This window comes from Streptomyces albospinus (assembly GCF_014648695.1).
GTDB classification, from domain to species: Bacteria; Actinomycetota; Actinomycetes; order Streptomycetales; family Streptomycetaceae; genus Streptomyces; species Streptomyces albospinus.
Window position 1 is genome coordinate 1 of sequence record NZ_BMRP01000051.1, and the last position, 25,147, is coordinate 25,147.

Below are 25,147 nucleotides of genomic sequence, written 5' to 3' on the forward strand. Positions count from 1 at the left end.
CAAGCGCGACCTGCCGCGCGCCACGATCGGCTCGGTCGCGATCGGCGCGGTGATCTACATCCTGCTCCAGGTCGTCTACATCGGCGCCCTGCCGCTGGCCTCCTTCGCGCACGGCTGGGCCAAGCTGAACTACGCCGGCATCAGCGGCCCGTGGGCCGGTCTGGCCACCGTGGTGGGCCTGGGCTGGCTGGGCTGGGTCCTGTACGCCGACGCCATCATCTCCCCCGGTGGCACCGGCCTGATCTACACGACCTCGACCTCCCGCATCTCCTACGGCCTGAGCAAGAACGGCTACGCACCCAGGCTGTTCGAGAAGACCGACGCCCGCGGCGTGCCGTGGTTCGGCCTGATCATCTCCTTCGTGACCGGCGTGATCTGCTTCCTGCCCTTCCCCAGCTGGCAGCAGCTCGTCTCCTTCATCACGTCGGCGAGCGTCCTGATGTACGCCGGTGCGCCGCTCGCGTTCGGTGTGTTCCGCGACCGTCTGGCGAACCACGAGCGGCCGTACCGCCTGCCCGGCGGCAACGTGATCTCGCCGCTGTCCTTCGTCGTCGCGAGCCTGATCATCTACTGGGCCGGCTGGGACACCCTCCAGCGGCTCGGCTGGGCGATCATCATCGGCTACATCCTGCTCGGCAGCTACGCCTGGTACGCCACGAAGAAGCAGCTGCCGAACGCTCCGCGACTGGACTGGAAGGCCGCGCAGTGGCTTCCGGTCTACCTCATCGGCATCGGCCTGATCTCCTGGCAGGGCGGCTTCGGCGGCAAGGGCCACATCCCGCTCTGGTGGGACATGGTGATCATCACGGTGTTCTCGCTGGGGATCTACTACTGGGCCCGTGCTACCGCCATGTCGGTCGAGGCGATCGAGCAGAACATCGAGGAGGTAGCGGTCGTGGACGAGGGCGGTCACTGACAGCGCCCTGAGACCTGACGGTCAAGCATGCCGATGAGTTCCGCCGGTCACCCGGCGGAACTCATCGGCTTCTGCTTTCGTGTATTCGGAATCCTGTTCGCTCGCATCGCGACGGCATTCGCATCAACTGCGCAGGACGAACCCGACCCGGAATTGCGGAAGTTGACCTGGATCGGCCGACGGGGAATTCGCAACAGGACAGATGTGGGAAGCGAATTGACCGTCCACGTAAGCGAGTTGATCTGGACGGCCACACCGTGTGGCCATGAGAGGACCGTTCCGCAGCGGAGACCGCTTGCCTGGAGAGGCGCCGGCGATCACGGGATTTCCGCAGCGACCGGGCTGTTCCTGCTCCCGCTGCGCCCCGTCACCGGCACGTCGAGGGAGCGGGCGATGCCCACCACGCCCTCGTCGAGGCGCTGGAGATGCCGCAGCACACGGAAGGTGACGGTGCCCGACCGCAGTGCAGGGGAGTCGTCCGCGTCCAGCATCGAGGCGATGCTCGCGCCGGATTCGACCTCGCCCTCGGCGGGCTCGTCCGCCACGCGCGCGACGATGAGATCGATGTTGCACGCGATCCGCAGTCCGGCGCGTTCGAGCCGAGGATCGGCCGCAACGGTCTTGCTGAACGGCACGAGTTCGGCCGTCGCCGCCAGAGAACGGGCGTGATACGCGCAGGTGTCCAGAAGCGCCACCAGATAACGGGCCGTCTGCCGGCGGCCCCGCAGCGGGGTGATGGGATGCATCAACGGCTGGGTGGAGCCCCGCAGATCGTCCAGGGCGGTGTCCAGATCCCGCGCCCGGCTCAGCAGGTCCACGGCGGGCCCGCCGCTGAGCTGCTCCACCGCCGCGGACACCACCTCGCGCAACCGGACCAGGACCGTGCCCAGATGCTCGTCCGTACGGCGGTCCGTGTGCACCGGCAGCACCACGACGGCGGCGATGATCCCGCAGGCCGCGCCGAGCGCCGTCTCCTCGATACGCAGCACCAGAGTGGCGAGGCTGTACGTGTTCAGGAGCGTGTAGAGCAGGCCGAGCATCGCGGTGACGAAGAAGGACATCAGCGCATACGACAGCGGAGCGGTGAAGAACATCCCGAAGACGCAGAGCAGGACGAGGAAGAACGCGCTCCAGGTGTGGTTGCCGACCAGGCCGGCCAGCGCGACACCGGCGACCACACCGAGCACCGTGCCCAGCAGCCGGCGATAGCCCTTGACCAGGATCTCGCCCGTCGAGGCGGTGTTGAGGAACACCACCCAGCAGGTCAGGACCGCCCAGTACCAACGTTGGGTGGACAGGAACTCACCGCCGACGATGGCCAGCGCGGACCCCACCGCGACCTGGCAGGCGGCCCGGGTGGTGGGCCGCTGGAGCCCGGTGCGGTCGTCCTCGCTGTCCGCGCTCTCCTCGGCCCCGACGATCGCGAGGTCCTCGGCATCGAACTCTTCGCGCGAGCGCGTGGTGGCAGGAGAGTCGTCGGACTCGTCCTGCGGCCCGTCCAGAGCCAGCCGAAGGCCCAGTACGGCACGCGCGGCCTCACCGAGACCGCGGAAGGCGTCCTGGACGGCCGGTGTGCCGGGCGGCAGATTGTCCTCGTCGCGGTAGCCGAGCAGCCTGTTCCGCACATGCGCCAGCCCCGTGCCGCGGTCGCCGGGCGCCCGTGCGACCAGCAGATGAAGCGCCTCAAGGTCCCGGCGCAGCGTGCCGACGGCATCGCCCTCGGCCTGTACACGGTTCATCATGGCCGGCACCGGGGCATCCGGCAGATGCAGGGTGAGGGTGTCCGTGCGCTCCGCGCTGCGGGCGTTGAGCAACATCACCCCCAGCCGTTCGGCCGCGATCTCGGCATCCGCGACCCGGCGCTGAAGCAGTCCCGCGACGGCGGCGTCACGGGTTCCCTCCTCCAGGCGGCCCTGAATCATCAGTGCCGCTTCGTGCAGTCGGGCAGTGTGCCGCCGCAGGTCGTCCAGGACACCGTCCAACTGCTTGGGACCGGCGTCCACGAGTTCGACATGGGTGGCCACAAGCTGCGCGAGGCGGGCCCGGAAAGCTTCGCGCAGTCGGCGCAGGGTCCCTTCCGGAGTTTCGGGGACGACCGCGAAACGCACGACCGCGCTGCACACGAACGCGACGGCCAGCGTCAGGTACAGCTCCGGCAGAGTCGGCACGGTGGCATGCACGAACAGCGAGACGAAGTAGACCTGGAAGCCGATCAGCCCCAGGGCCATGCCGCGGTCACCGAAGCGGCGGGCGTAGACGGCACCGAAGATCAGAGCGACGAAGAACACGTCACCGGCGATGATGCTGGTGTGGAGCAGGGCCGCCAGCGTCATGGCGGCGAGTGCGATGGGCAGACCGAGGGCGAGCGTGATCGCCTGGCCGCGCACCTCTTTCTCCCTGATGGCGAACGTCGCGACCATGGCCGCCATGGCGCCCGCGACCATCAGCGTGACGCCGGTGTGCAGCAGTGCCAGCGTGACGAGGGTAAGCACGATGGCCGCCACCGTCCGCAGCCCGGCCATCAGCCGCAGCAGCCCGGGGTCCGATGCCGCGAAGCGGTCCCAGGTGCCACGCCCCGTCCGTCGTATCGCTGCCTTCACGCTGCCGCACACTCCCCATTCATGGCATCGGCCGAGGTCATGTGCGCCATCGGCCGGGCGGATCAAGCATCGCACGACACCTGTCCGGGACCGCCGCCGAAGGTCCAGTGGTGGTGCAGAACCGTTGGGCGTCCGTGCCGACTTCCGCGAAAAGCAGGTGCCAGCGCCTGGCCGGCGAGCGGGAGGCGCGGCGTTCCTCGGCACTGAGCTCTCTGAAAGATCCCCTGCGGGCGGGGCACAGCCGGCCGTCGACGTCGCGCTGGGCCGGCGTCCAAACCCCGCGCGCCTCACACGCCGCCGCTGTAGCGTGTGCGCGGGGCGTAACCCCGGGTGCTCCCACCGTGTGACGGGCCGGAAATTGGATCTTTCTACGGTGCTGGTCATGGGGCTGCACGCCAGCGGCGCGACGCCCCCGGCCGGGGAAGGTACACGCACCACGGGGTGGGGTTTCGGTGGCATCTGGCGCGAAGGACGGCAGCGTCCGCACGGTCTGCTCGTACTGCGGGGTCGGCTGCGGGGTCGTGCTGGACGTGGTGCGGGACCCTGCTGACGGCCGCCGCCGTGCGGCGAAGGCGTCCGGGGACAAGGCGCACCCCACCAACTTCGGCCGCCTGTGCACGAAGGGCGCGACCAGCGTGGACATGATGGCCGCGCCCGGACGGGTGGAGAAGGCGCTGGTGCGTGCCGAGCGGGGCGCCCAGCCGGTCGAGACGGAGGTGGACGACGCCATCGCTTCGGTCGCCGGCCGGTTGCGGGCGATCCTGGACGAGCACGGGCCGGACGCGCTGTCCTTCTACGTGTCCGGGCAGATGTCCCTGGAGGCGCAGTACCTGGCGAACAAGCTGGCCAAGGGCTTCGTGCGCACCAACCGGATCGAGTCGAACTCCCGGCTGTGCATGGCCTCCGCCGGCTCCGGATACAAGCTGTCGCTGGGGGCGGACGGCCCGCCCGGCTCCTACCAGGACTTCGACAGCGCCGACACGTTCTTCGTCATCGGCGCCAACATGGCCGACTGCCACCCGATCCTCTTCCTGCGCATGATGGACCGGGTCAAGATCGGCGCCAAACTGATCGTCGTCGACCCCCGCCGCAACGCCACCGCCGACAAGGCCGACCTCTTCCTTCAGATCAGGCCCGGCACCGACCTCGCCCTGCTGAACGGCCTGCTGCACCTGCTGGTCGCGAACGGCCACACCGACGAGGAGTTCATCGCCGAATTCACCGAGGGCTGGGAGGAGATACCCGCCTTCCTCGCGGACTACCCGCCCCACCGGGTCGCGGAGATCACCGGCCTCGCCGAGAGCGACATCCGGCAGGCCGCGCAGTGGATCGGCGAGGCCGGCGAGTGGATGAGCTGCTGGACCATGGGCCTGAACCAGTCCACCCACGGCACCTGGAACACCAACGCCCTGGTCAACCTGCACCTCGCCACCGGCGCCATCTGCCGCCCGGGGTCCGGCCCCTTCTCATTGACCGGCCAGCCCAACGCCATGGGCGGTCGCGAGATGGGCTACATGGGCCCCGGCCTGCCCGGACAGCGCTCCGTACTGGTCGACGCCGAGCGCGCCTTCGTCGAGAGCCTGTGGAAGATCCCGGAGGGCTCCCTGCGTACCGACGTGGGACGCGGCACGGTCGACATGTTCGAGCAGATGGCCGCCGGAGACGTCAAGGCCTGCTGGATCATCTGCACCAATCCGGTCGCCTCGGTCGCCAACCGCAAGACCGTCATCGCCGGCCTGGAGTCCGCCGAACTCGTCATCACACAGGACGTCTTCGCCGAGACCGAGACCAACGCCTACGCCGATGTCGTCCTGCCCGCGACGCTGTGGGCGGAGTCCGACGGCATCATGATCAACTCCGAGCGGAACCTCACCCTCGTACAAGGGGTCGTCGACCCGCCCGGACAGGCACTGCCCGACTGGCAGCTGATCGCCCGGGTGGCCTGCGAGATGGGCTTCGCCGAAGCGTTCACCTACACCTCCGCCGAGGAGGTGTTCGAGGAGCTCAAGCAGGCATGGAACGCCAAGACCGGCTGGGACCTGCGCGGCGTGACCTACCAGCGGCTGCGCACCACACCGGTCCAGTGGCCGGCACCGGACGCCGACGGCCCGGACCGCAACCCGATCCGCTACCTCAACAACGGAGTCAGCCAGACCCTGCTGGAACGCGAGGACGGCACCCGCCCCCGCCTGGCCTTCCCGACCGCGAGCGGACGCGCCCAGTTCTTCGCCCGACCGCACCTGCCACCGGCCGAACTCCCCGACGACGACTACCCGTTCGTCCTCACCACAGGCCGCCTCCAGCACCAGTGGCACACGATGACCAAGACCGGCAAGGTCACCAAACTCACCAAACTCAACCCCGGCCCGTTCGTGGAACTCCATCCCGACGACGCCGGCGCACTCGGGATCACCGAGGGCGACCACGTGGAAGTCGCCTCCCGACGAGGCCGCGCCGTACTGCCCGCCACCGTCACCGACCGGGTCCGGCCGGGCACCTGTTTCGCCCCCTTCCACTGGAACGACCTGTTCGGCGAATACCTCAGCATCAACGCCGTCACCAGCGACGCCGTCGACCCGATCTCCTTCCAGCCCGAGTTCAAGGTCTGCGCCGTCACCCTCACCAAGACAGCCGCCTCCGTCCCCGAGGCCCGCACCGGCACCCGGTCCGGGGCCGCCCCGACGGCAACCGCGCACCAAGAAGCTGCCGTACCCCCCGCCCCGGCCCCGGCAGCAGCCCCGTCGGACTCCGCCGTCCCCGCGCTCGCCACGCTCTTCGGCATCACCGACCTCACCCCCGCACCACTGGCCGAGCCGGAGCGCCGCTACCTCGCCGGCTATCTCTCCGGTCTGACCCTCGCCCCGCCCGACGGGCGCGTCCCGGTACTGCCGCCGGACGCGCCCTTCGCCCCCGACTCCGCACTGTGGGTCCGCGGCGTCCTCGCCGGCATGTTCTCCCGCACCGCCGCCGCCACCCCCCTCGTGCCCGCGCGGACCGGCGCACCGGCAGCCGACGTCGCCGTACCGACCCGCCGCCTGGTCATCCTGTGGGCCTCGCAGACCGGCAACGCCGAGGAGTTCGCCGCCACCGCCGCCGCACACCTCACCGAGGCAGGACGCACCCCCGAACTGCTGCCCATGACGGAGGTCGCCCCGGCACAGCTCGCCACCGACACCGACCTGCTGATCGTCACCAGCACCTTCGGCGACGGTGACGCGCCGGACAACGGCGCCGACTTCTGGCACGCGCTCTCCTCCCCGGACACCGGACGGATGGCGGGAATCCGGTACGCCGTGCTCGCCTTCGGCGACTCCCACTACGACGACTTCTGCGGCCACGGCCGCCGGCTCGACGAACGGTTCGACGCACTCGGGGCCACCCGGCTCGTCGCCCGCACCGACTGCGAACCCGACTTCGAGGAAACCGCCGAGCAATGGCTCGGCCAGGTGGTCACCGCCCTGACCACCGCCGACGACCGGCACTCCGTGACCGCGAGCGCAGTCGAGACCACCGCCCCCGAACCCGCCAACCCCCCGGCCGACGCGCCCACACCGACCAGCACCTCCACACCGGCCGGCTACACCAAGGCATCACCCTTCGCCACCCTGCTCATCGGCAACAGGCTGCTGAGCCTGCCCGGTTCCCAGAAGGAAGTACGGCAGTTCGCCTTCGACACCCGCGACGGCGAACTCGCCTACGACGCCGGTGACGCCCTCGGGGTATGGCCGGTCAACGGCACCGGCCTCGTCAGCGAATGGCTCGCCCTCACGGGACTGGACCCCGACGAGCCCGTCATCCTCGGCGACAACGCCCGCATCCCCCTCGAAGAAGCACTCCGCACCCGCCTGGACATCACCCGCATCACCACCGACCTGCTCAAGTTCGTCGCGGAGCGCACCGGCAGTCACGACCTGAAGCGACTGCTGCGGCCCGACAACAAGGACGCGCTCGCACAATGGAGTTGGGGCCGCCAGGCCGCCGACGTCGTCGCCGCCTTCCCCGTCCGCGCGTCCGCCACGGACTGGACAGCCGTACTCAAGCGCCTCCAGCCCCGCCTGTACTCCATCTCCTCCAGCCCCCTCGCCCACCCCAGCGAGGTCCGCCTCACCGTCTCCGTCGTCCGCTACACCAACGACCTCGGCCGGGACCGCGCAGGCGTCTGCTCGACCTACCTCGCCGACCGCGCGGACGACGGCCCGGTACAGGTCTTCGTCCAGCGCTCGCCGCACTTCCGCCCGCCCGCCGACCCCACCACCCCCATGATCATGGTCGGACCCGGCACCGGCGTGGCACCCTTCGTCGGCTTCCTCGAAGACCGCCGGGCCCGCGGCCACACCGGCCCCAACTGGCTCTTCTTCGGCGAACAGCGCCAGGCCACCGACTTCTACCACCGCCAGGACCTGGAGGCGTACCGGGCATCCGGCCACCTCGACCGCCTCGACCTCGCCTTCTCCCGCGACCAGCGCAACAAGATCTACGTCCAGGACCGGATGCGCGAGAACGGCGCCCGCCTGTGGCAGTGGCTCCAGGACGGCGCCCACTTCTACGTCTGCGGCGACGCAGGACGCATGGCCAAGGACGTCGACAAGGCACTGACCGAAGCCGTCGCCACCCACGGCGGCATGGACCACGACGAAGCCACCGCCTACGTCAGGCGCCTCTCCGCCGACAAACGCTACGTCCGCGACGTCTACTGACCGCGCCGCCGGGCCGACCCGCCCGGCGCGCGGCCGGGCGCGAGGGCCGCAAGCCGCCAAGCCGGCGTCCGGTGCCAGGCCGCGCGTGCATGACGGTGCCCCGGTCCGCGTTCCACCTGCCCGACCACAGGGCGACGTTCACGAAGTGCTCCCTCGCGCGCCGCAGTCTGTCGCCGGCCGGTCCCTCGCGCAGATCCGCGCGGTGCTGCAACGCCTCGACTCCCGAGGGCCAGGAGTCGTGTGGTTGCGCGCACCAGGCGCGGAGGGTCAACTGCGGTTTCTGATGGGCTGGTGATGCCATGAGGACGGATTGCGGGGGCGGACGCGAGCAGTGCAGTCCCCACCCGTGGATTGTCTTTGAGGGACACTGGGCGATCCTTACCGGTATGCACGACGCGCTCACTCACTGGGACAGTCCCTTCATCAACTTCAAGGAGTTCGACTTCCCGGAGGGGCGAGGTCACGGATTCCGGTGGGTTCACATCAAACGTTTCCATCTCCCGCCTGGCTCGCCGACCGAGCAGGATTTGCTCGCCTCCCTGATCGCCCACCCGGAGTTCCGGGACACGTACGACGGAGCCGGCGTCCGGTTGGAACCGCGCCACGGTCAGTGGTGGTCGGACCGGATTGCTCCCAGCGCCTACGCGGCCGTCGACGAGTCAAGCGCCATCAGCACGATGCGCACATGGGCGAACAACGGTTCTCCCCTTCCTCCACCTCTGGACGCGAGGCTGCATGAAGCGGTTTACACACCGATCCACCAGGCGACGAGTCGGTACGCGCTCGGAGCCCTCCCCGAAGACGCGCAACACGACTACGGACCGATCCACATCGAGTTTCATGAACTCGTGCTCATCGACCGCCGCATCGGCACTCTCGCCCTCCTGGTAGCCGCCGACGACTGAGACTGGTACTCAACCGGGCTTCCGGACTTGCCAACGCGTCGCCGCAGCACGCAGCGCGCTCCACTTGGCGCCGCTTCGCGACTTCGCGGCTCCGTTCGTGGAGTCGATGGACGCGTCGTAGGTGCATGGCCGGCACCGAGATCGGGAGCCGCCCTGATCGGGTGACTTCCGTGAGGCTGCCGGGCTGTTGTGTGTGTTGGCAACGAGGTGGGCTGACAAGGCGTTGAGTCGGCCGTTCCGGGTCCCTCGGCTGCGCTCCTGACAGGCGTGGTTCGGCGGGCCCGGTTCTTCTTGTCTGCCCGGGGTGCTTGAGGTCAGATGTGCGGGGTGCGCAGGGCGAGAATGGCGATGTCGTCGTGGCCATCGCTGGGATGGTGATCGGCCAGTGCTTGCACGAAGTCCTGAACTGGCAGTGCGGCGTGGGTGGTTGCCAGTTCGGCGAGCTCGTTCAGGCTCTGATCGATGGGCTTGTCCGGGTGCTCGATGAGTCCGTCGGTGTAGAAGACCACGGTGGCTCCCGGGGGGAGGGGATGGACGTGGTCCGGGCGGGACTGCCCGGCATTGACCCCGAGCGGCAGCCCGGGTTCGGCGAACAAGTGCTCGGCTCGCCCGTCAGGGGTGATCAGCAGCGGTGGGAGGTGGCCTGCGGTGCTCCAGCGCAACCTCCAGGCGGGCCCGTCGCGTTCGATGTGGGTCAGGCTGGTGGTGGTGACGGGATTGTCGGTGATGGCTTGCAGGGTGCGGTCGAGCTGGGCGAGGACCGCGCTGGGCAGGATGCGCTGGGTGAAGAGCAGAGCGCGCAGCATGTTTCGGGTGGATGCCATGGCAGCCGCCGCGTGCAGATCATGGCCGACCACGTCGCCGATGGCGATCGCCACCGTGTCGTCGGGTAGCACGATGGCGTCGTACCAGTCCCCGCCGAGGGGGTTGGGCTCGATGGCAGGCCGGTAGATGGCGGCGGCTTCGAACGGCCGCAGGGCAGGCAGGGTCGGCAGCAGAAGCCGCTGGAACTGCTCGGATCCCGCTCGGACCTGTTCGAAGAGGCGGACGTTTTCGATGGCGATGCCGGCGGCACCGGCCAGGGCAGCGACGATGTTCTCGTCGTGGTCGTCGAAGGGCTGCCCGTCGCGCCGCTCGGACAGGTAGAGGTCGCCGTAGATCTCGCCGCGGACGCTCATGGCGACTCCGAGCAGGGAGCGCAACTGCGGGTGGCCGGGCGGGAACCCGGTGGAGGACGGGTGGGACCGGATGTCGTCCAGCCGCAGCGGCTCCGGATGGCGAATCAGGTGCCCGAGCACCCCCAGGCCGCGGGGGAAGGCGACCCCTGCCAGATCATCGCGTTCCTGCTCGGACAGGCCGGCGGTGATGAACTCGTCCAGGTACTGGCCGGAGTCGTGCAGCACGCCCAGTGCCCCGTAGCGGGCGCCCACCAGTTCCATGGCGGTGGTGACGACCCGGTGGAGCACCGCGGCAAGTTCCAGCTCCCGGCTGATCGCCAGCACCGCATCCAGGAGGCCGTGCAGCCGGTCCGTGGCTCGGGCCAGCGCCTGAAGCTGCTCGGTGATCTGCTCCACTTCGGCATCGAGGCGGAGCCGCAGTTCAGAAGAACTGGGCTGCCGGGGTTCTTCTTCCCTGTGCATCACGTCCGCCTAGTGGCCTGGTGCTCGGTTTCGGTGGCCTTGAGCCGGTAGGAGTCCGTGCCGGTCGGGACCAACGTGCCCTGGAAGGCGAGCCGCTCGGCGATCGCCGGGCATGGCCTCGCGTCGATGCACATGTGGTCCCACTCGCTGAACAGGGCGTTGGAGGCCGCCGCGGTCGCTCTGCGTTCCAGCTCCTCGAACCGTTCCCGGATGATGGGCAGCCGCAACCCCCGGCAGGCGTCATCGGTCATCGTGTCCTCCGGGCTTGTCTCCGGAAGCGGCATCTGCCGCGGTGGCACCTGATTCTCCGCTCCGGCTTCGGTGTCCTCGGTGGCAGGCACAGTCTTGGCGGGACTCAGGTGTTCGTGCCCTTCCTCATGGCCGTGCTGATCACCGGCTTGAGGAGCCGGTCGTACTTGGCCAGGTCCGGCGGCGGACGCGGATCGGGCGGCAGACGACGCCGGGCGTGAAGCGAGAGCGATGAAGCCGCTTTCCGCCGGGGATAGCGCAAGCGCGGCGGTGCCGGCGAACACCCGCGGTGTGACCAGCAGGACTTCCAGAGAGTGGTCCAGGACATCGTGGTAGGTGTAGCGGCGGATCAGCCGCGGATGACGGGCAACAACGTGTCGCCCGTCATCGACCAGCAGCTCGTTGGCACGTAGCTTGGCCCGCACCTGCGTGCCGATGCACCGTGCCGGGACCCAGTGGTAGCACTGCCGCACCATGAACCGGCTGTTGCGCTGGACCGTCGGCGTCGGATCGATCCCGCAGTCGTGGCGGCCGTCGGCGGGAAGCGGAGCCCCCTGCGAGGCGTCCGCACAGGCCCGGTGCACCGCTTTGCCCGAGTGCTCGACCGCCAACCGCTGCCAGATCCGGTCGATGGTGTGCCGCTGCTTCTGCGGCGCCTTGAGGTCCTCACGCAGCATCGCGTCGAAGAAGCCCACCACCGGCTCAAGCACGCTCTTACGCGGGGGCTGATTCCGCTTCAACGGAACCGGAGACGCCCAGCCCTTCGCCGCCGTATTCCTGCTCAACCGGTACCGCTGAGCCAACACCCGTGCAGACACTGTCGGGTCCGCGCCGCGGTCACGACGGATCCGCTCATACAGCCACTCACGCGAGCGGTACACCCGGCCTCCTGACACGACCGTGATCAAACAAGACCACAGCGTGACACGGCCAAACAGCTCAACCCGCTCATTACTCCACCAGCGGCATGCCACCATCCGAAAAGACCGGGTGGAGACCGTTCCCGTTGTCGAAGGGTGGTTCCCCACCTCACCGCCCCAGTGGCTCCTGTTCAAGGCTATGGCTCAGTCGGGTTCGGTGGTCCGGTCACGGTCCGTAGGCCCGAGGGGGCCGCTTCAGAACGGGGGTCTCGCGCCCCACGAGGATCGCTCTCCCGGGCCGCGGCCCGGCTTGTGCGCTTCAGGCTCAGCGGGAACCGGCTCACGCGGCCCCGTACGGGTACCGGCTCGGCAGCCAGGGTGATCCGAACCCGGCCTGTCTGGGTGGCTGGAGAACGGGGGAGACGTGACCTGCGCCCACCGCGCCACGGTGGAGGAGCAGACGGCCGCCCGGTGGCAGTCGATGGGCGGGGACATCCCGCACACTCTGATGCCGGCCCCGCCCCGCGTCCTGTCGTGCCGTCAGCAGTCAGGTGGGTCGAAGGCCATGGCGGCGCGGAAGGCCGTCGTGGTCTCGGGGGCGGGCTCGTCGAATCCCGGCGCGTCCGTGGGGTCGGCGTCTGTTCCGCCGTCCGCCCCCGAGGTCGTATCCCTCGCAGCCGTGAGGGCTCGCCCCAGGTCGAACAGCGCCTGATTGGCGGTCACGTGGTCGCGCAGCCGCTCCTGGTAGGAAGCGAACGCGGCTCGGTGATCGCCGCCGGCTGCGTGCAGTTCGCCGGCGAGTACGTAGGCTGCGGTCAGCGCCGCACTCGTGCCCTGGCCGGTGAGTGGCGAGCAGCAGTACCCGGCGTCGCCGAGCAGTGCGACGCGGCCTCGTGACCAGTGGTCCATCCGGATCTGCGCGACCACGTCGTAGTGGAAGGCGTTTTCTCCCACATGGCCTTGAGAAAGCGCGGCACTTCCCAACGCAGTTCGGCGCAGTGCTCCGACGCCGATGGGGCCCTCCGCGTCGATCCCCTTGGTTCGCCCTCAATCGGCTGGGAGGGCTCCGAGAGGTACGCAGGGTGCTGCGCCCCGGTAGCCGAGTGGCCGTCAGCTTCGGTGGACGCCGGGACGATCGCCTCGCCCCATCGTGGGGGCCGGCACTGTTACGCTCGGGCGCCCGTGCGGCAGGCGCAGGTCCACGCAGGTTGTGGTCTGGCGGAGTCGAACGGGGCTGGGACAAAACCGGGTTGGAAAATAAGGGGGCGGTTGGCGGATGCCGACTCGTGTTGCCGTCTTCGGGGCTGGGTCCTGGGGCACGGCCTTCGCCATGATCCTTGCCGACGTCGGATGCCGGGTGTCCTTGTGGGCACGCCGCCCCGAACTCGTCGAAACCATCAATGCCACCTCCACGAATCCGGACTACCTCCCGGACGTGACCCTCCCGAGCGGGATCACGGCGATGGCGGATGCTTCGGAGGCCGCAGAGGGCGCCGCATTCGCGGTGCTCGGCGTCACCGCGCAAACCACTCGTGCCAACCTCGCGGTGTGGGCGCCGCTGCTTGCCGACGACACCGTTGTGGTGTCCTTGATGAAGGGCGTTGAGCTGGGCTCGGCAAAGCTGATGAGCGAGGTGATCGCCGAGGTGGTCGGCGCCGGACCCGAGAGGATCGCAGTCGTTTCCGGACCGAACCTGGCAGGAGAGATCGTCCGTCGCCAACCCGCGGCGAGCGTGGTGGCCTGCCAGGACATGGCTGTCGCTGAACGGCTTCAGGCCGCCTGCCGCACGCCGTACTTCCGCCCTTACACCAACGGCGATGTCATCGGCTGCGAACTCGGTGGTGCGGTGAAGAACGTGATCGCCCTGGCCGTGGGCATCGCCGACGGCATGGGGCTCGGCGACAACACCAAGGCCGCGCTGATCACCCGGGGCCTGGCCGAGACCACTCGCCTCGGCCGGGCGATGGGCGCCGACGCCCACACCTTCGCCGGGCTCGCCGGCATGGGCGACCTCGTCGCCACCTGCTCGTCGCCGCTTTCCCGAAACCACACCTTCGGCACCAACCTCGGCCGGGGCCTGACACTGAGCGAGACAGTCGCCATCACGAGGCAGACCGCGGAAGGCGTTACTTCCTGCGAATCGGTCCTGGACCTCGCGCGGCGGCTCGGCATCGAGATGCCGATCGCCGAGACCGTTGTCAGCATCGTCCACGAGGGGAAGTCGCCACAGGGGGCAGTCGAAGAACTCATGTCGCGCTCGGCGAAACCCGAACGTCGATGAGCGGATTGCATGGCGAAGCCGTCTGCCGCTGCAAGGAAAGTTGACGGGACGTCAACAACCTTGGCCGCTAGGCGCAATAGGTCGATTTCCGCGACTCGTTTACTTGTCTCCAGGCGAGAGACGGTGGACGCCGAGCAGCCCGTCCGGGCTCCCGGATCCGCCTGCCGCCCCCTGATGAGGATTCCGTCCGGCTCCGACGGCGAGGGCGTGAAGGTCATCGCGAGCCGAGGACCCGGGTGCGGAGGAGCTCGAAGGCTGCTCGGTCCTGCATGGTTCGCCTGAGTGGTTTCACCCGGTTTGTGTGACTTTCGGTGACGGCGTCGAGGTCCTGGCGGAGGAAGCCTGCAAACCCCGCACCGGCTTCGGTGCGTCCTGCTCGGGCTCGCGGATCGATCCACTTCAGCAAGAGATCCGCGCCGGTGACGCACCAGGCCGGCGAAGGCGTGCGCGAGGTCGCACGCCCGGGTGCGTGGGCCGGCTCAGGAGCAGTCGGGGCACAGGCCCCGGTAGGTCATCTCGACGCCGGAGACGGTGAAGCCGAACCGCTCGGAGGCGGGCAGGTCGGCCAGTGGGTCCCCGTCGGGGTGGACGTCGCGAATGGCGCCGCAGCGCGAGCAGACCAGGTGGTGGTGCGGACGGTGCGCGTTCGGGTCGTAGCGCTTGGCGCGGCCGTCGGTGGTCACCTCGGTCACCTCGCCGAGCGTGACGAGCTCCCCGAGGGTGTTGTAGACGGTCGCGCGGGATATCTCCGGCAGTCGGGCGGTGGCGCGCGCGAGCACCTCGTCCGCGGTGAGGTGGACATGCTCGCCGTCGAGAACCTCGGCGACGACCCGGCGTTGGGCGGTCATCCGCCAGCCACGCCCGCGAAGCCGTTCCAGCAGGTCGCTCATGGTCACCGGCCTAACAGTGCATCGTCTGGCTCATGAATCCGTACGGATCTGGTTGCCGTATTGACTTGGACCTGGTCCATCGTAGGATCTGTTCCGGCGATAGCCAAGGGACGAGACAATCGCAGGGAAAAGCACGTGACGGTTCACCGGACGGGCCCGCTCACCACCGCATCCTCTTGCGCCGGTCGCGGACAGCCACAACAGCGGGCAGGCGAGCGTCGACGGCCCGAGCACAAGGACTGCGCCGATGCCTTGGGGCCAGTCGTCCACGCGGTGCGGCGCCGGCGCCTGGACGGTGACCACCCCGGCGTCGAGACGATCGCCCCCGGGGTGTGCAGGCGCATGGACCATGTCTCCCCGCACGCCGCGTACGGGCCCGCTACCCGCCCACCACGACGGCACCCCTACGCCGTATCGAACCGGCCGACGGCATCGACTGCGCCGCCGGTGCGGCTTATCTGTCCGACCGCATCCGACGACAACGGCTTCCCGGCCGGCGGGGCCGAGATCGTCCAACTGGGGCCTGCGCCCCGACCGTTCCACTGCCGGCGGTTGCTGAGCACTGTGATCCGCCTTATCCGGAAGGATTCCGATGTCTGAGAACCACGATGCAATGGCCGAAGACGCCACGACGGACGGCGCAGGTGGCTGCCCGGTCGCCCATGGGCGCGCCGCTCATCCGACCCAGGGCGGCGGAAACCGTCAATGGTGGCCGGAGCGGCTCAACCTGAAGATCCTCGCCAAGAACCCGGCCGTGGCGAACCCTCTCGGTGAGGAGTTCGACTACGCCGAGGCGTTCACGAGCCTGGACCTCGCGGCCGTGAAGCGGGACATCGCCGAGGTGTTGACCACCTCGCAGGACTGGTGGCCCGCCGACTTCGGCAACTACGGCCCGCTCATGATCCGGATGGCCTGGCACAGCGCCGGTACGTACCGCATCAGCGACGGCCGCGGTGGCGCCGGTGCCGGCCAGCAGCGCTTCGCACCGCTCAACAGCTGGCCGGACAACGCCAGCCTCGACAAGGCCCGCCGTCTGCTGTGGCCGGTCAAGAAGAAGTACGGCAAGAACATCTCGTGGGCCGACCTGATGGTCCTCACCGGAAACGTCGCGCTGGAGTCGATGGGCTTCAAGACCTTCGGCTTCGCCGGCGGCCGTGAGGACGTGTGGGAGGCCGAGGAGGACGTCTACTGGGGTCCCGAGACCACCTGGCTCGGCGACGAGCGCTACACCGGTGACCGGGAACTGGAGAACCCGCTCGGCGCGGTCCAGATGGGCCTCATCTACGTCAACCCCGAGGGGCCCAACGGCAACCCGGACCCGATCGCCGCGGCCCGCGACATCCGTGAGACGTTCCGCCGCATGGCGATGAACGACGAGGAGACCGTCGCCCTGATCGCCGGTGGCCACACCTTCGGCAAGACCCACGGCGCCGGTCCGGCCGACAACGTCGGCCCCGACCCCGAGGCCGCCCCGATGGAGCAGATGGGCCTCGGCTGGAAGAGCTCGTACGGCACCGGCGCGGGCGGCGACGCCATCACCAGCGGTCTGGAGGTCACCTGGACCAGCAGCCCGACCGAGTGGAGCAACGGGTTCTTCAAGAACCTCTTCGAGTACGAGTACGAGCTGACGCAGAGCCCGGCCGGCGCCAACCAGTGGGTGGCCAAGGACGCCGAGGCGATCATCCCCGACGCCCACGACGCGTCGAAGAAGCGCCTCCCGACGATGCTCACCACCGACCTCTCGCTGCGCTTCGACCCGATCTACGAGCCGATCTCGCGCCGCTTCTACGAGAACCCGGAGGAGTTCGCGGACGCCTTCGCCCGCGCCTGGTACAAGCTGACGCACCGCGACATGGGCCCGGTCGTGCGCTACCTCGGCCCGGAGGTCCCCGCCGAGACGCTGCTGTGGCAGGACCCGCTGCCGGCGCGCACCGGCGAGCTGATCGACGCCGCGGACATCGCCTCCCTCAAGGAGCAGGTCCTCGGCGCCGGCCTCACGGTCTCCCAGCTGGTCTCGACCGCCTGGGCCTCGGCCTCCTCCTTCCGCGGCAGTGACAAGCGCGGCGGCGCCAACGGTGCCCGCGTCCGCCTGGAGCCGCAGCGCAACTGGGAGGTCAACAACCCGGACGAGCTGGCGCAGGTGCTGCGCACGCTAGAGGGCATCCAGGGGTCCTTCAACTCCGCGGGCGGCAAGCAGGTCTCGCTGGCCGATCTGATCGTGCTCGCGGGCAGCGCGGCGGTCGAGAAGGCGGCCAAGGACGGCGGCTTCGACATCGAGGTGCCCTTCACGCCGGGCCGTGTGGACGCCGCCCAGGACCAGACGGACGTCGAGTCGTTCGACGCCCTGGAGCCGGCCGCGGACGGCTTCCGCAACTACGTCGGCAAGGGCAACCGCCTGCCGGCCGAGTACCTGCTGCTCGACAAGGCGAACCTGCTGATGCTGAGCGCACCCGAGATGACCGTCCTCGTCGGTGGTCTGCGTGTGCTGGGCGCCAACCACGGGCAGGCGAAGCACGGCGTCCTCACCGACAAGCCGGGCGCGCTGACCAACGACTTCTTCGTCAACCTGCTCGACCTGGGCACGACGTGGAAGTCGACGTCCTCGGCGCAGGACGAGTTCGAGGGCCGCGACGCGAGCGGCGCGGTCAAGTGGACCGGCACCCGTGCCGACCTGGTCTTCGGCTCGAACTCCGAGCTGCGTGCCGTCGCGGAGGTCTACGCGAGCGACGACGCGAAGGCGAAGTTCGTGAACGACTTCGTCGCGGCGTGGGACAAGGTGATGAACCTCGACCGGTTCGACCTCGCCTGATCATCGGGTCACGTCCGGGTCGGCCTGCACCGGCCGACCCGGACGTCCTCGGTTCCGAAGGACCCGACCCCCGGTCACCCGGGAGAACAGCAGCGGCTGCCCGGCCCTGCCGCTCAAGCGGACCGTCAGCCAGGAAGAGTGGTCATGAAGATGAACACGAACATCCCTGGTCCCGAGCCGCGGAACGATGGCGGGGTCGGCGCCATCGCAGCAGCGGGCGGGCTGCACAACTACCAGTTGCGACTGCACGCCGAGTACGGGCCCGTCGTACGGTTCCAGCTTCCCGGCGCGGAGACGGCGGTGTCGGTCGCCGACCCCGTGCTGCTGGAGGCCATGGCGCGCCTCAACGAGCGGCCGAAGCGGCTGTTCGAGTTCCTGGACCCGCTGTGCGAGGCGGGCAACCTTCAGGTGATTCCGGCCGAGGAGCACACCCCATGGCGACGCCTGCTGCTCTCGGTACTGGCCGGACGCCCTTCCCATGAGCGGCACTTCGCGCGGTTCACCGAGCTGGTGACGGCACTCGCGGACCGCTGGGCCGAGCAGGACGGGCCGGCCGACCGCGAGCCCGTCGAGTTACAGAAGGATCTCACCGCCCTGGCGCTCCGGATGATCTGCGAGTACGCGCTGGGGGGCGAGGCCGCGGACCCGGGAGATGGCCAAGAGGCCGCGACTGTCCTACATCCCCTTCGGCCTCGGGCCGCGCAGCTGCGAGGGCGCCGGCCTGGCCATGGTCGAGGCCGGACTGGTCCTGGCGGTACTCCTCAAGCGCTTCCGCTTCCGGCCCGTACCAGGGCATGAGGTGATCCCGATCGAACGCTTCGTGCTCTGGGCGGCCGATGACATCCGCATGATCGTGAGCCCGCGGATCCCGGGGTAGGCCCCACGGCGTCGCTCGCCCGCAGAGGTGGCCGCCTGCTCTCTCGCCGGCGATCAACGGTGAGGGCGCCGGGCAGTTCGCGGACCACCGCAGCGGGTTCGGGGCCGGTGCGGCGCCGTCGCAGTGAACTTCCCGGCCCCCAGGGCCGTCTTCACCACCGGCCCGGCGGTCGGACGCCGGGGGAAGGGGAGAGGCGGGCATGGCAATCCATCCGGGGCGGTGCCGTCAACAGCGGCTGCGGACCCACTCGTTGGCGGCCTTGCTATCGGCACTCGCGGTACTGCCGATCGTGGCGGGCTGTGCGGACGGCGGTACGGCCGGCAGCGGTTCCACGACTCCCCGACAGGCCCGGCAGATCATCGACGTCGCCGACACTCCTGCGCTGCCGAAGAACTTCCGTGTGGTGGGTGCCGTGGCCGACCACGGGACGGACAGGACGGCCCCGTCGCTGACGGGGCTCGCCACCCTGCACGCCTCGGGCAGTGGCGTGTTCTCCGCCGCCGGCCTGCGGGCGGTCAGCGACCACCTGCCCGCCGGCCACGGTCCCGTTGTCGATGTGGACCTGCGCCAGGAGTCACACCTGTACGTCAACGGGATGCCGGTCAGCTGGTTCGGGGACAAGGACGACGCCAACATCGGACTGAGCCACGACCAGGTGCTGGCCGACGAACAACGGCGCCGGACGGAGCTGGAGCGGACCCGCCCGGTGAGCTTCGACTGGATACCGGGCAAGTCGGTGAGGCCCAGCGGGCCGGTGCGCGGCTCCAAGTCGGTCCGCACCGAGGCCGATATGGTCGAGCAGGCGGGCTGGCGCTACGTCCGGCTCACCGTGCCCGACCACCACCGCCCCCAGAACGCAGAGGTGGATCGCTTCGTCACCCTCGTCCGGGGCCTGCCGCAGGGTGCCTGGCTGCACTTCCACTGCCGCGCGGGAGTGGGGCGCACCACGACCTTCATGGCGATGTACGACATGATGCGCAACGCCCGGCGGGTCTCCTTCGGCGACATCCTGCGCCGCCAGGCATGGATAGGCGGCAAGGACCTTGCCTCCGATGCGCACTCCGACAAGCCCGAGGCGCGTGAACGGGCGGCCTTCCTCCGTGACTTCTATGCCTATGCGCAGCGGAACGCGGACGGTTTCAAGCTTCCGTACTCCCGCTGGGCGGCGGGGCGCTGAGCGGACGTCCGCCCGGCGCCCGGCCCGGTGATGGGTCAGGGATAGGAGACGACCGTGGACGGCGTGGTGGACGTGCCTGTGGTGGCGGCGCCGGTGGTGTTGACGACGTGCTCGTACTGGTCTTTGCCGCCGAGCGAGACGACCAGCAGGTCGTGGAACCTCACACCGGGAGCGTTCGGTGCGGCGAAGCCGTGGTCCTGGCGGATGTCGGGGTCGGCGATGTAGTAGCAGTAGCTGCCAAGTCCCCATGCTTCGTGGGTCGTTACGGCGTCGTCGACCTTGTAGGCGGCGTATCCCTTGACGTTGCCGTCCTGGATCGCGGCCTGGTTGGGGCGTCGTATGCCCGCGGTCGAGGTGGTAGATGCCGGGCGTGAGGAGCAGGTGGAGGCCCTGGGCCAGGGCTGCGTTGAGCGTGGTCGCGGTGACACCGGGCTTGGCGACGTAGAACCGGCCGAGCGACAGCGATGTGCCCCGTGGTGTGCCGTTGCCCCAGGTGGGCCCACCGGCGTCGGTGCGCATCTCGGGCAGGAAGACCCGGTATTCGCTGCCGGAGAGATAGAGGAAGGGCTTCTCCCGGGAGACTGCGGTGGTGGCCAGCGTCGTGTAGGGCGGGTTGGGGAAGCCCTGCGCGGGAGCGCCCTGCACCCCGGAGAACACCATGTTCCACACGCCGTTGGTCCAGCCGCCGACGGCGCTGTCGCGCGTGACACTCGCGAACACACCGCATACCGCATATCACCTCGCGGCGAGCGTGGCAGCGGAGTCGGAGACCGCCGACGCGGCAGTGCCGTCAGCACAGTTCGGGAGGGAGCATCCGTAGCTCTGGCTGCTCTGGCTCAGCGCACTTCGCGCGCCCCTGCGCGCTCCCACCAGCCCTCATGGACCTCCACGCGCCGGGCCGCCACAGGCAACGGTGGCTGCCTTCGGTAGTTGAATGAGGCTGTGGTGGACGATGTGTGCGGTGGGGGATGGGCGGACCACAGACTCAACCGGTGGCGGCTGGCCGCGGCCTCGGTCATGGCGCTGGTCGGTGCGGGCGGGTTGCTGCTGTGCATGGCTCACGGGGTGTTGGCGGTGTCCGTGGCGGGTTCGGGCGGTGCGTTCAAGGTGACCGGCGAGCAGTTGGAGGGCGACGGATTCACGGAGGTGACCGATACCCTGGTGGAGCACGACGGGACCAGTCACCCGGTTGCGGTGGTGGGCGCGGAACGGGCGTCGGTCCGGGGGCTGTGCGCCAGCCTGCTGGTGCCCTCTCCGTTCGGCTTCTTCACCCTGCGCGGCGCTGCGGGACGCACCGTCCCCGTCCAGGCCACGGGACTGGTGGTCAACAGCGATCGGGTCAGTGGCGCCGACACCACCATCACCGGCTTGCGCGTCGGACTCCTCCCGCAGGGCGGCGTCGGTATCCGGGCCGGTCATGCGGCCGTTTCCCGGGCCCGGTTCACTTCCTGGCTCGCCACGGCGGGCAGCTTCCGGGTGCACGATGTGGACGTCACCATCAAGTCCGGCCGGGCGGAATGCCACTGATGCGGCTGCCTGATCGGGCGTGGCGGCGTGGCCGCCCGTGGGGCGCCGCCGTGCTCGCCGTGCTGGGGTCGGTGGAGATGGTGCTGCTGCCCTTCTCCGGGGCCCCGGCCACGGTGACCGTGGCCGGGATCGTCGGCGGCGCGGGGTTCTCCACCAGTGTGCCGCTGTTGGCTGCCTCCCTGATGCTGATCACGCACCCGCAGCTCCACACGCCGGTAGGGCTGGTGGTGCTGGCACTCGCGCTGGTCGCCCTGGTGACCTGCAATGTGGGAGGCATGCTGGTGGGCAGCGTCCTGGCCGGCGCCGGCGGTGTGTGGGGATTCGCCTGGCTACCGCCCGCTGCCCCGGACCGAGCGTGAAGCGGCTCGGATGGGCGGTGACGGTCCTGCTCGGCGGCGCAGCCATGACAGGGCCCGGGCCGGCCCCGGCGGTCGGCCCATCCCCGGCGTCCCCGTCGCTGACCGTGCGGGCCCGGGCCGCCAGGGGTGGACCCGCCCACTGCGTCCTGCGGGCGGCCGACGGGCACCCGCTGCTGCACTGCCGCCTCGCCCGCCTCGCTCTCACCGGGGCGGAGGTCACCGCTCGCACCCCGGACGGCAACGTCACGGTGGAGTGCGCCCGCGCCGACCTCCCCGGCGCCGTCGAGGTGGATTTGACGGCCGTCAGCGGCCGGCTCTTCGGTGTGCTGCCGGTGCAGTGGGACGCGACGCTTCCGCTGCCGTTCGCCGCCGCTCCGCCGGTGGCACTGACCGACGTGACCGCCACCGTCGACGGCTTTTCCGTACAGGGCGGCCGGCTCCAGGAAGTCGTACAGCACCGGTGACCGTCACCGTGCCTCGGGCAGCGCGCCGAACCGCCGCTTGCGGGCGGCGAAGGCCCGTATGAGGAGCCGGAGTTGGTCACCGGTGAAGTCGGGCCAGAGGGTCTCCACGAAAAAGAACTCCGCATAGGCCGACTGCCACAGCAGGAAGTTGGAGATCCGCTGCTCCCCGGAGGTACGGACGAGCATGTCCACGTCGGGCAGATCCGGCAGCAGCAGGTGGCGGGCGAAGACCTGCTCGTCGATGCCATCCGGTTCCACTCGCCCGGCCAGTGTGGAGCGGGCCAGCGCCGCTGCCGCCGTCGTGATCTCGGCGCGGCCACCGTAGTTGAGGCAGAAGACGACGGTCATCGACCGGCCGTGCCGGGTCCGGAGCTCCGCCGCGCCCAGCGCCCCGACCACTTCGGGAGCCAGACCTGTCTGGGCACCGCACCATCTCAGCCGAAGGCTGCGGTCGGTGTAATCGGCGAGGGAACGGAGGCTCTCGACGGCCAGCCGCATCAGGGCGAGCACCTCGGCCTCGGGCCGGCGCCAGTTCTCGGTGGAGAAGACGAAGAGCGACAGATGGCCGACGCCCTCGTCGAGTGCCGCGTCCAGCACGGACCGCACGGCACGCACTCCCGCCTCGTGTCCCTTGATCCGGGGCAGCCCTCGGGCAGTGGCCCACCGACCGTTGCCGTCCATGATGATGGCGATATGGAGGGGGCGGACGTTCCCCGCCGGGGGCCGCAGCGGGACCCTTATCGCTCCCTCGGCCCGGGCATCAACGCCACGGAGCAGCCATGCCGCGGCGGATATCCGCCAGTTGGAGACTCTGGACATCAACTACCCCCTGTCCGTGCACCCGTTTGGAGCGTTACCTGGAAGGTGGACGTCGTATGCCGCAAACCATCCGGTTGGGCGAATCGTTGGTGAGTTGTGGCAGAGAAGCGCACGAGCAGCAGTAACGCGCCCGAGCGGCTGGCCCTCTGGACGGGCAGGCTGTTCGCGCCCCCCGTGCTTCCGGTGGCCGCCGGCTGCGCACTCAGCTGGCGGGCCGCCCTGCCTGCTTGGGGCGTCACCGCCGCCGGGTGCGCGGTGCTGGGGGTGATGGTCATCGTCCTGGGGGTGCGCCGGGGCTGGTGGTCGGACTGGGAACTGAGCCGCCGGGCCGAACGTCCGTTGCCGCTGGCCTGCGCCACAACCGGCGCCTTGGTGGTGTGGCTGGCCTGCTGGTGGCTCGGCGCCCCGCGTGAGCTGCTGGTGCCGGCGGCGCTCGCCCCGCTGGGCGGCGCGGCGTTCCTGGTGTGCACCCGCCGGGGCAAGGTGTCGCTGCACACCAGTGCCGCAGCGGGCGGGATCGCCCTGCTCTCGGTCGAGGTGAGCGGGTGGTGTGCGGTGGCGGGGGTCCCCCTGCTGGCGCTCGTCGGCTGGTCGCGGGTGCGGCTCGGAGCGCATACCGCGCGTCAGGTGTCGGCGGGCGGGGTGCTGGGCGCCGGGCTCACTGTTCTGGTGCTGTGGCTGGCCGGCTGATCCGGCGCTCGGCCACCATCGGCATCGCCTGAGGATGGAGGAAGATCCGTGCCGACGGCCGGACGCGGGCGCCCGGCACGGCCCGCAGCCGCCACCGGGCGGCGATCGTGGCCACCACGGCCAGCATCTGGTTCATCGACATCCGCTCGCCGATGCACCTGCGTGGTCCGGAGCCGAAGGGGACGTAGGCGCAAGGGGCGACGGCCCGGGCCCGCTCGGGGAGCCAGCGGTCGGGGTCGAACCGGTACGGGTCACGATGATGCTCCGGGTGATGGTGCAGCGCGTACGCCGACCAGGCCAGGTCCGTACCGGCGGGCATGCGGACGCCGCCGAACTCCACCTCGTTGAGCGTGCGTCGCCCCAGCAGCCACACCGGTGGGTAGCGGCGGAGTGTCTCCAGCACGACGCGCCGGGTGTACACCAGCCTCGGCAGGTCATCCGCCCCGACCCGCCGTCCCCCGAGCACGGAGTGGAGCTCCTCGTGGAGCCGGTGTTCCACCTCCGGGTGGGCGGCCAACTCGTGGAAAACCCATGGCAGCACGTCACCAACCCCATGAGCCCCCGCAATCAGAGAGAAGAACATCTCCCGGACGACCTGCGCGTCGTCGAGCCCTCCGCCCTCCGGATAGCGACAGCGCACCAGCGCCGAGAGGACATCGCCGTCGTCCCGCCCCGGCGAGCTGCGGCGCGCGCGCAGCGCCTGCCCGATCGCGGCGCGCAGCCTGGCCCGGGCCCGTACGAAGCCGCCGGTGCCGGGCGCCGGCACCCGCTGGGTCCACTGCGGGGCGACCGACCGCCAGTACAGGCCGGCCACGAGATGGGTCTCCACCGCGGCGAGGGCCGTGGCCACCTCGTCGACGGGTTCGCCGCAGAAGGCGTGCGCGGCGATGCGGTGGGCGAGTGTCAGCAGGTGCCGTTCGAGGCGGAGCGGGCACCCGGGGCGCCAATCGGCGAGCCCTTGCTCGGTGGCCCGGACCGCGAACTCCACCTGCCCCGCGAGCCGGTGGGGGTGGAAGGCCGGCTGGAGCGCGCGACGGTGGCGGCGGTGCGCGGCGTAGGGGGTCAGTCCCGGGAAGCCCATGTCCATCACCAGGCTCACCCCGATCTGCGGGCCCGCGCTGTCGGTGAGCCTCCCCTTGACGAAGTCGCGGGAATCGGTGACGAGCATCCGGTGCACCAGCTCAGGGGCGGTGACCATGTAGCAGGGGCGGAACCCGGGGTGGAAGCGAACCACCGGGCCGAGTCCGTTGAGACCGGTCATGAACTCCAGGGGACGGAACCAGAGTTGCCCACCGTGCCCGATCGGCGGCACACCCCAGGGCGCGGTAGGAATGCTCAACGGGCCACCTCCCCCGCGACGTTGCACACATAACGCTGCGCTGTTGAT

General features: G+C 69.9%; 18 protein-coding genes and 1 pseudogene. 11 read left to right on the forward strand and 8 right to left on the reverse strand.

Going from position 1 to position 25,147, the window contains the following annotated elements; genetic code table 11:
- A partial coding sequence (locus tag IEZ17_RS35800) for an APC family permease (protein ID WP_189307642.1) occupies positions 1 to 916 on the forward strand: 916 nt, incomplete at its 5' end.
- Between the two features lie 317 nt (positions 917 to 1,233).
- On the opposite strand, the gene IEZ17_RS35805 is transcribed toward IEZ17_RS35800, so the two are convergent.
- The gene (locus IEZ17_RS35805; protein WP_189307699.1) at positions 1,234 to 3,438 is read right to left on the reverse strand and encodes an FUSC family protein; all 2,205 of its coding nucleotides are present in this window, start codon (positions 3,436 to 3,438) and stop codon (positions 1,234 to 1,236) included.
- Positions 3,439 to 3,968: 530 nt separating this feature from the next.
- On the opposite strand from IEZ17_RS35805, the gene IEZ17_RS35810 reads away from it, so the two are divergent.
- On the forward strand, positions 3,969 to 8,213 hold the full coding sequence (locus IEZ17_RS35810; RefSeq protein WP_189307644.1) for a bifunctional nitrate reductase/sulfite reductase flavoprotein subunit alpha: 4,245 nt from the start codon (positions 3,969 to 3,971) through the stop codon (positions 8,211 to 8,213).
- Positions 8,214 to 8,599: 386 nt separating this feature from the next.
- Positions 8,600 to 9,118, forward strand: a complete 519-nt coding sequence (locus IEZ17_RS35815; protein ID WP_229852971.1) for a hypothetical protein — start codon at positions 8,600 to 8,602, stop codon at positions 9,116 to 9,118.
- Positions 9,119 to 9,432: 314 nt separating this feature from the next.
- On the opposite strand, the gene IEZ17_RS35820 is transcribed toward IEZ17_RS35815, so the two are convergent.
- The 3 genes from IEZ17_RS35820 to IEZ17_RS35830 all read right to left on the reverse strand — a co-directional run bounded on the left by IEZ17_RS35820 (position 9,433) and on the right by IEZ17_RS35830 (position 12,821).
- Positions 9,433 to 10,758, reverse strand: coding sequence for a PP2C family protein-serine/threonine phosphatase (locus IEZ17_RS35820; protein WP_189307646.1), 1,326 nt, complete (start codon positions 10,756 to 10,758; stop codon positions 9,433 to 9,435).
- Positions 10,758 to 11,717: a hypothetical protein gene (locus tag IEZ17_RS35825; RefSeq protein WP_189307648.1), complete on the reverse strand. Its 960-nt coding sequence runs from the start codon at positions 11,715 to 11,717 to the stop codon at positions 10,758 to 10,760. Before IEZ17_RS35825 ends, IEZ17_RS35820 begins: the two co-directional genes overlap by 1 nt.
- Positions 11,718 to 12,407: 690 nt before the next feature.
- Entirely contained in the window at positions 12,408 to 12,821 is a 414-nt protein-coding gene (locus IEZ17_RS35830; RefSeq protein WP_308427746.1) for an FAD-dependent monooxygenase, read from the reverse strand.
- 322 nt (positions 12,822 to 13,143) lie between these two features.
- Between IEZ17_RS35830 and IEZ17_RS35835 the strand changes: the two genes are divergently transcribed.
- Positions 13,144 to 14,148: an NAD(P)H-dependent glycerol-3-phosphate dehydrogenase gene (locus IEZ17_RS35835; protein WP_189307651.1), complete on the forward strand. Its 1,005-nt coding sequence runs from the start codon at positions 13,144 to 13,146 to the stop codon at positions 14,146 to 14,148.
- A 479-nt stretch (positions 14,149 to 14,627) separates the two neighbouring features.
- On the opposite strand, the gene IEZ17_RS35840 is transcribed toward IEZ17_RS35835, so the two are convergent.
- Positions 14,628 to 15,038: a Fur family transcriptional regulator gene (locus IEZ17_RS35840; protein ID WP_189307653.1), complete on the reverse strand. Its 411-nt coding sequence runs from the start codon at positions 15,036 to 15,038 to the stop codon at positions 14,628 to 14,630.
- Positions 15,039 to 15,630: 592 nt separating this feature from the next.
- Between IEZ17_RS35840 and katG the strand changes: the two genes are divergently transcribed.
- The 3 genes from katG to IEZ17_RS35855 all read left to right on the forward strand — a co-directional run bounded on the left by katG (position 15,631) and on the right by IEZ17_RS35855 (position 19,901).
- Positions 15,631 to 17,847 carry a catalase/peroxidase HPI gene (katG, locus tag IEZ17_RS35845; protein WP_189307655.1) on the forward strand — a complete coding sequence of 739 codons (2,217 nt, stop codon included), beginning with the start codon at positions 15,631 to 15,633 and terminating at the stop codon, positions 17,845 to 17,847.
- Between the two features lie 652 nt (positions 17,848 to 18,499).
- Positions 18,500 to 18,724, forward strand: a complete 225-nt coding sequence (locus IEZ17_RS43360) for a cytochrome P450 (RefSeq protein WP_229852972.1) — start codon at positions 18,500 to 18,502, stop codon at positions 18,722 to 18,724.
- 199 nt (positions 18,725 to 18,923) lie between these two features.
- Positions 18,924 to 19,901 carry a phosphatase domain-containing putative toxin gene (locus IEZ17_RS35855; protein ID WP_189307656.1) on the forward strand — a complete coding sequence of 326 codons (978 nt, stop codon included), beginning with the start codon at positions 18,924 to 18,926 and terminating at the stop codon, positions 19,899 to 19,901.
- Between the two features lie 35 nt (positions 19,902 to 19,936).
- Here the strand turns inward: IEZ17_RS35855 and IEZ17_RS35860 are convergent.
- Positions 19,937 to 20,606 (reverse strand): annotated as a pseudogene (locus tag IEZ17_RS35860) (coagulation factor 5/8 type domain-containing protein); the annotation flags it as partial.
- 240 nt (positions 20,607 to 20,846) lie between these two features.
- Here IEZ17_RS35860 and IEZ17_RS35865 point away from each other — a divergent pair.
- The 3 genes from IEZ17_RS35865 to IEZ17_RS35875 are packed head-to-tail and all read left to right on the forward strand — an operon-like array spanning position 20,847 to position 22,251.
- Positions 20,847 to 21,428, forward strand: coding sequence for a DUF6230 family protein (locus IEZ17_RS35865; protein WP_189307658.1), 582 nt, complete (start codon positions 20,847 to 20,849; stop codon positions 21,426 to 21,428).
- On the forward strand, positions 21,428 to 21,787 hold the full coding sequence (locus IEZ17_RS35870; RefSeq protein WP_189307660.1) for a DUF6114 domain-containing protein: 360 nt from the start codon (positions 21,428 to 21,430) through the stop codon (positions 21,785 to 21,787). The genes IEZ17_RS35865 and IEZ17_RS35870 overlap by 1 nt, the downstream gene beginning before the upstream one ends.
- Entirely contained in the window at positions 21,784 to 22,251 is a 468-nt protein-coding gene (locus IEZ17_RS35875) for a hypothetical protein (RefSeq protein WP_189307662.1), read from the forward strand. The genes IEZ17_RS35870 and IEZ17_RS35875 overlap by 4 nt, the downstream gene beginning before the upstream one ends.
- A 3-nt stretch (positions 22,252 to 22,254) precedes the next feature.
- Here IEZ17_RS35875 and uppS read toward each other — a convergent pair whose 3' ends face one another.
- Positions 22,255 to 23,070 carry a polyprenyl diphosphate synthase gene (gene uppS, locus IEZ17_RS35880; protein ID WP_189307664.1) on the reverse strand — a complete coding sequence of 272 codons (816 nt, stop codon included), beginning with the start codon at positions 23,068 to 23,070 and terminating at the stop codon, positions 22,255 to 22,257.
- Positions 23,071 to 23,166: 96 nt separating this feature from the next.
- Between uppS and IEZ17_RS35885 the strand changes: the two genes are divergently transcribed.
- Positions 23,167 to 23,760 carry a phosphatase PAP2 family protein gene (locus IEZ17_RS35885; RefSeq protein ID WP_189307665.1) on the forward strand — a complete coding sequence of 198 codons (594 nt, stop codon included), beginning with the start codon at positions 23,167 to 23,169 and terminating at the stop codon, positions 23,758 to 23,760.
- Here IEZ17_RS35885 and IEZ17_RS35890 read toward each other — a convergent pair.
- A complete protein-coding gene (locus IEZ17_RS35890; protein ID WP_189307667.1) occupies positions 23,729 to 25,099 on the reverse strand; it encodes a cytochrome P450 in 1,371 nt (456 codons plus the stop codon). The two genes, IEZ17_RS35885 and IEZ17_RS35890, sit on opposite strands and share 32 nt — an antisense overlap.
- Positions 25,100 to 25,147 lie beyond the last annotated feature (48 nt).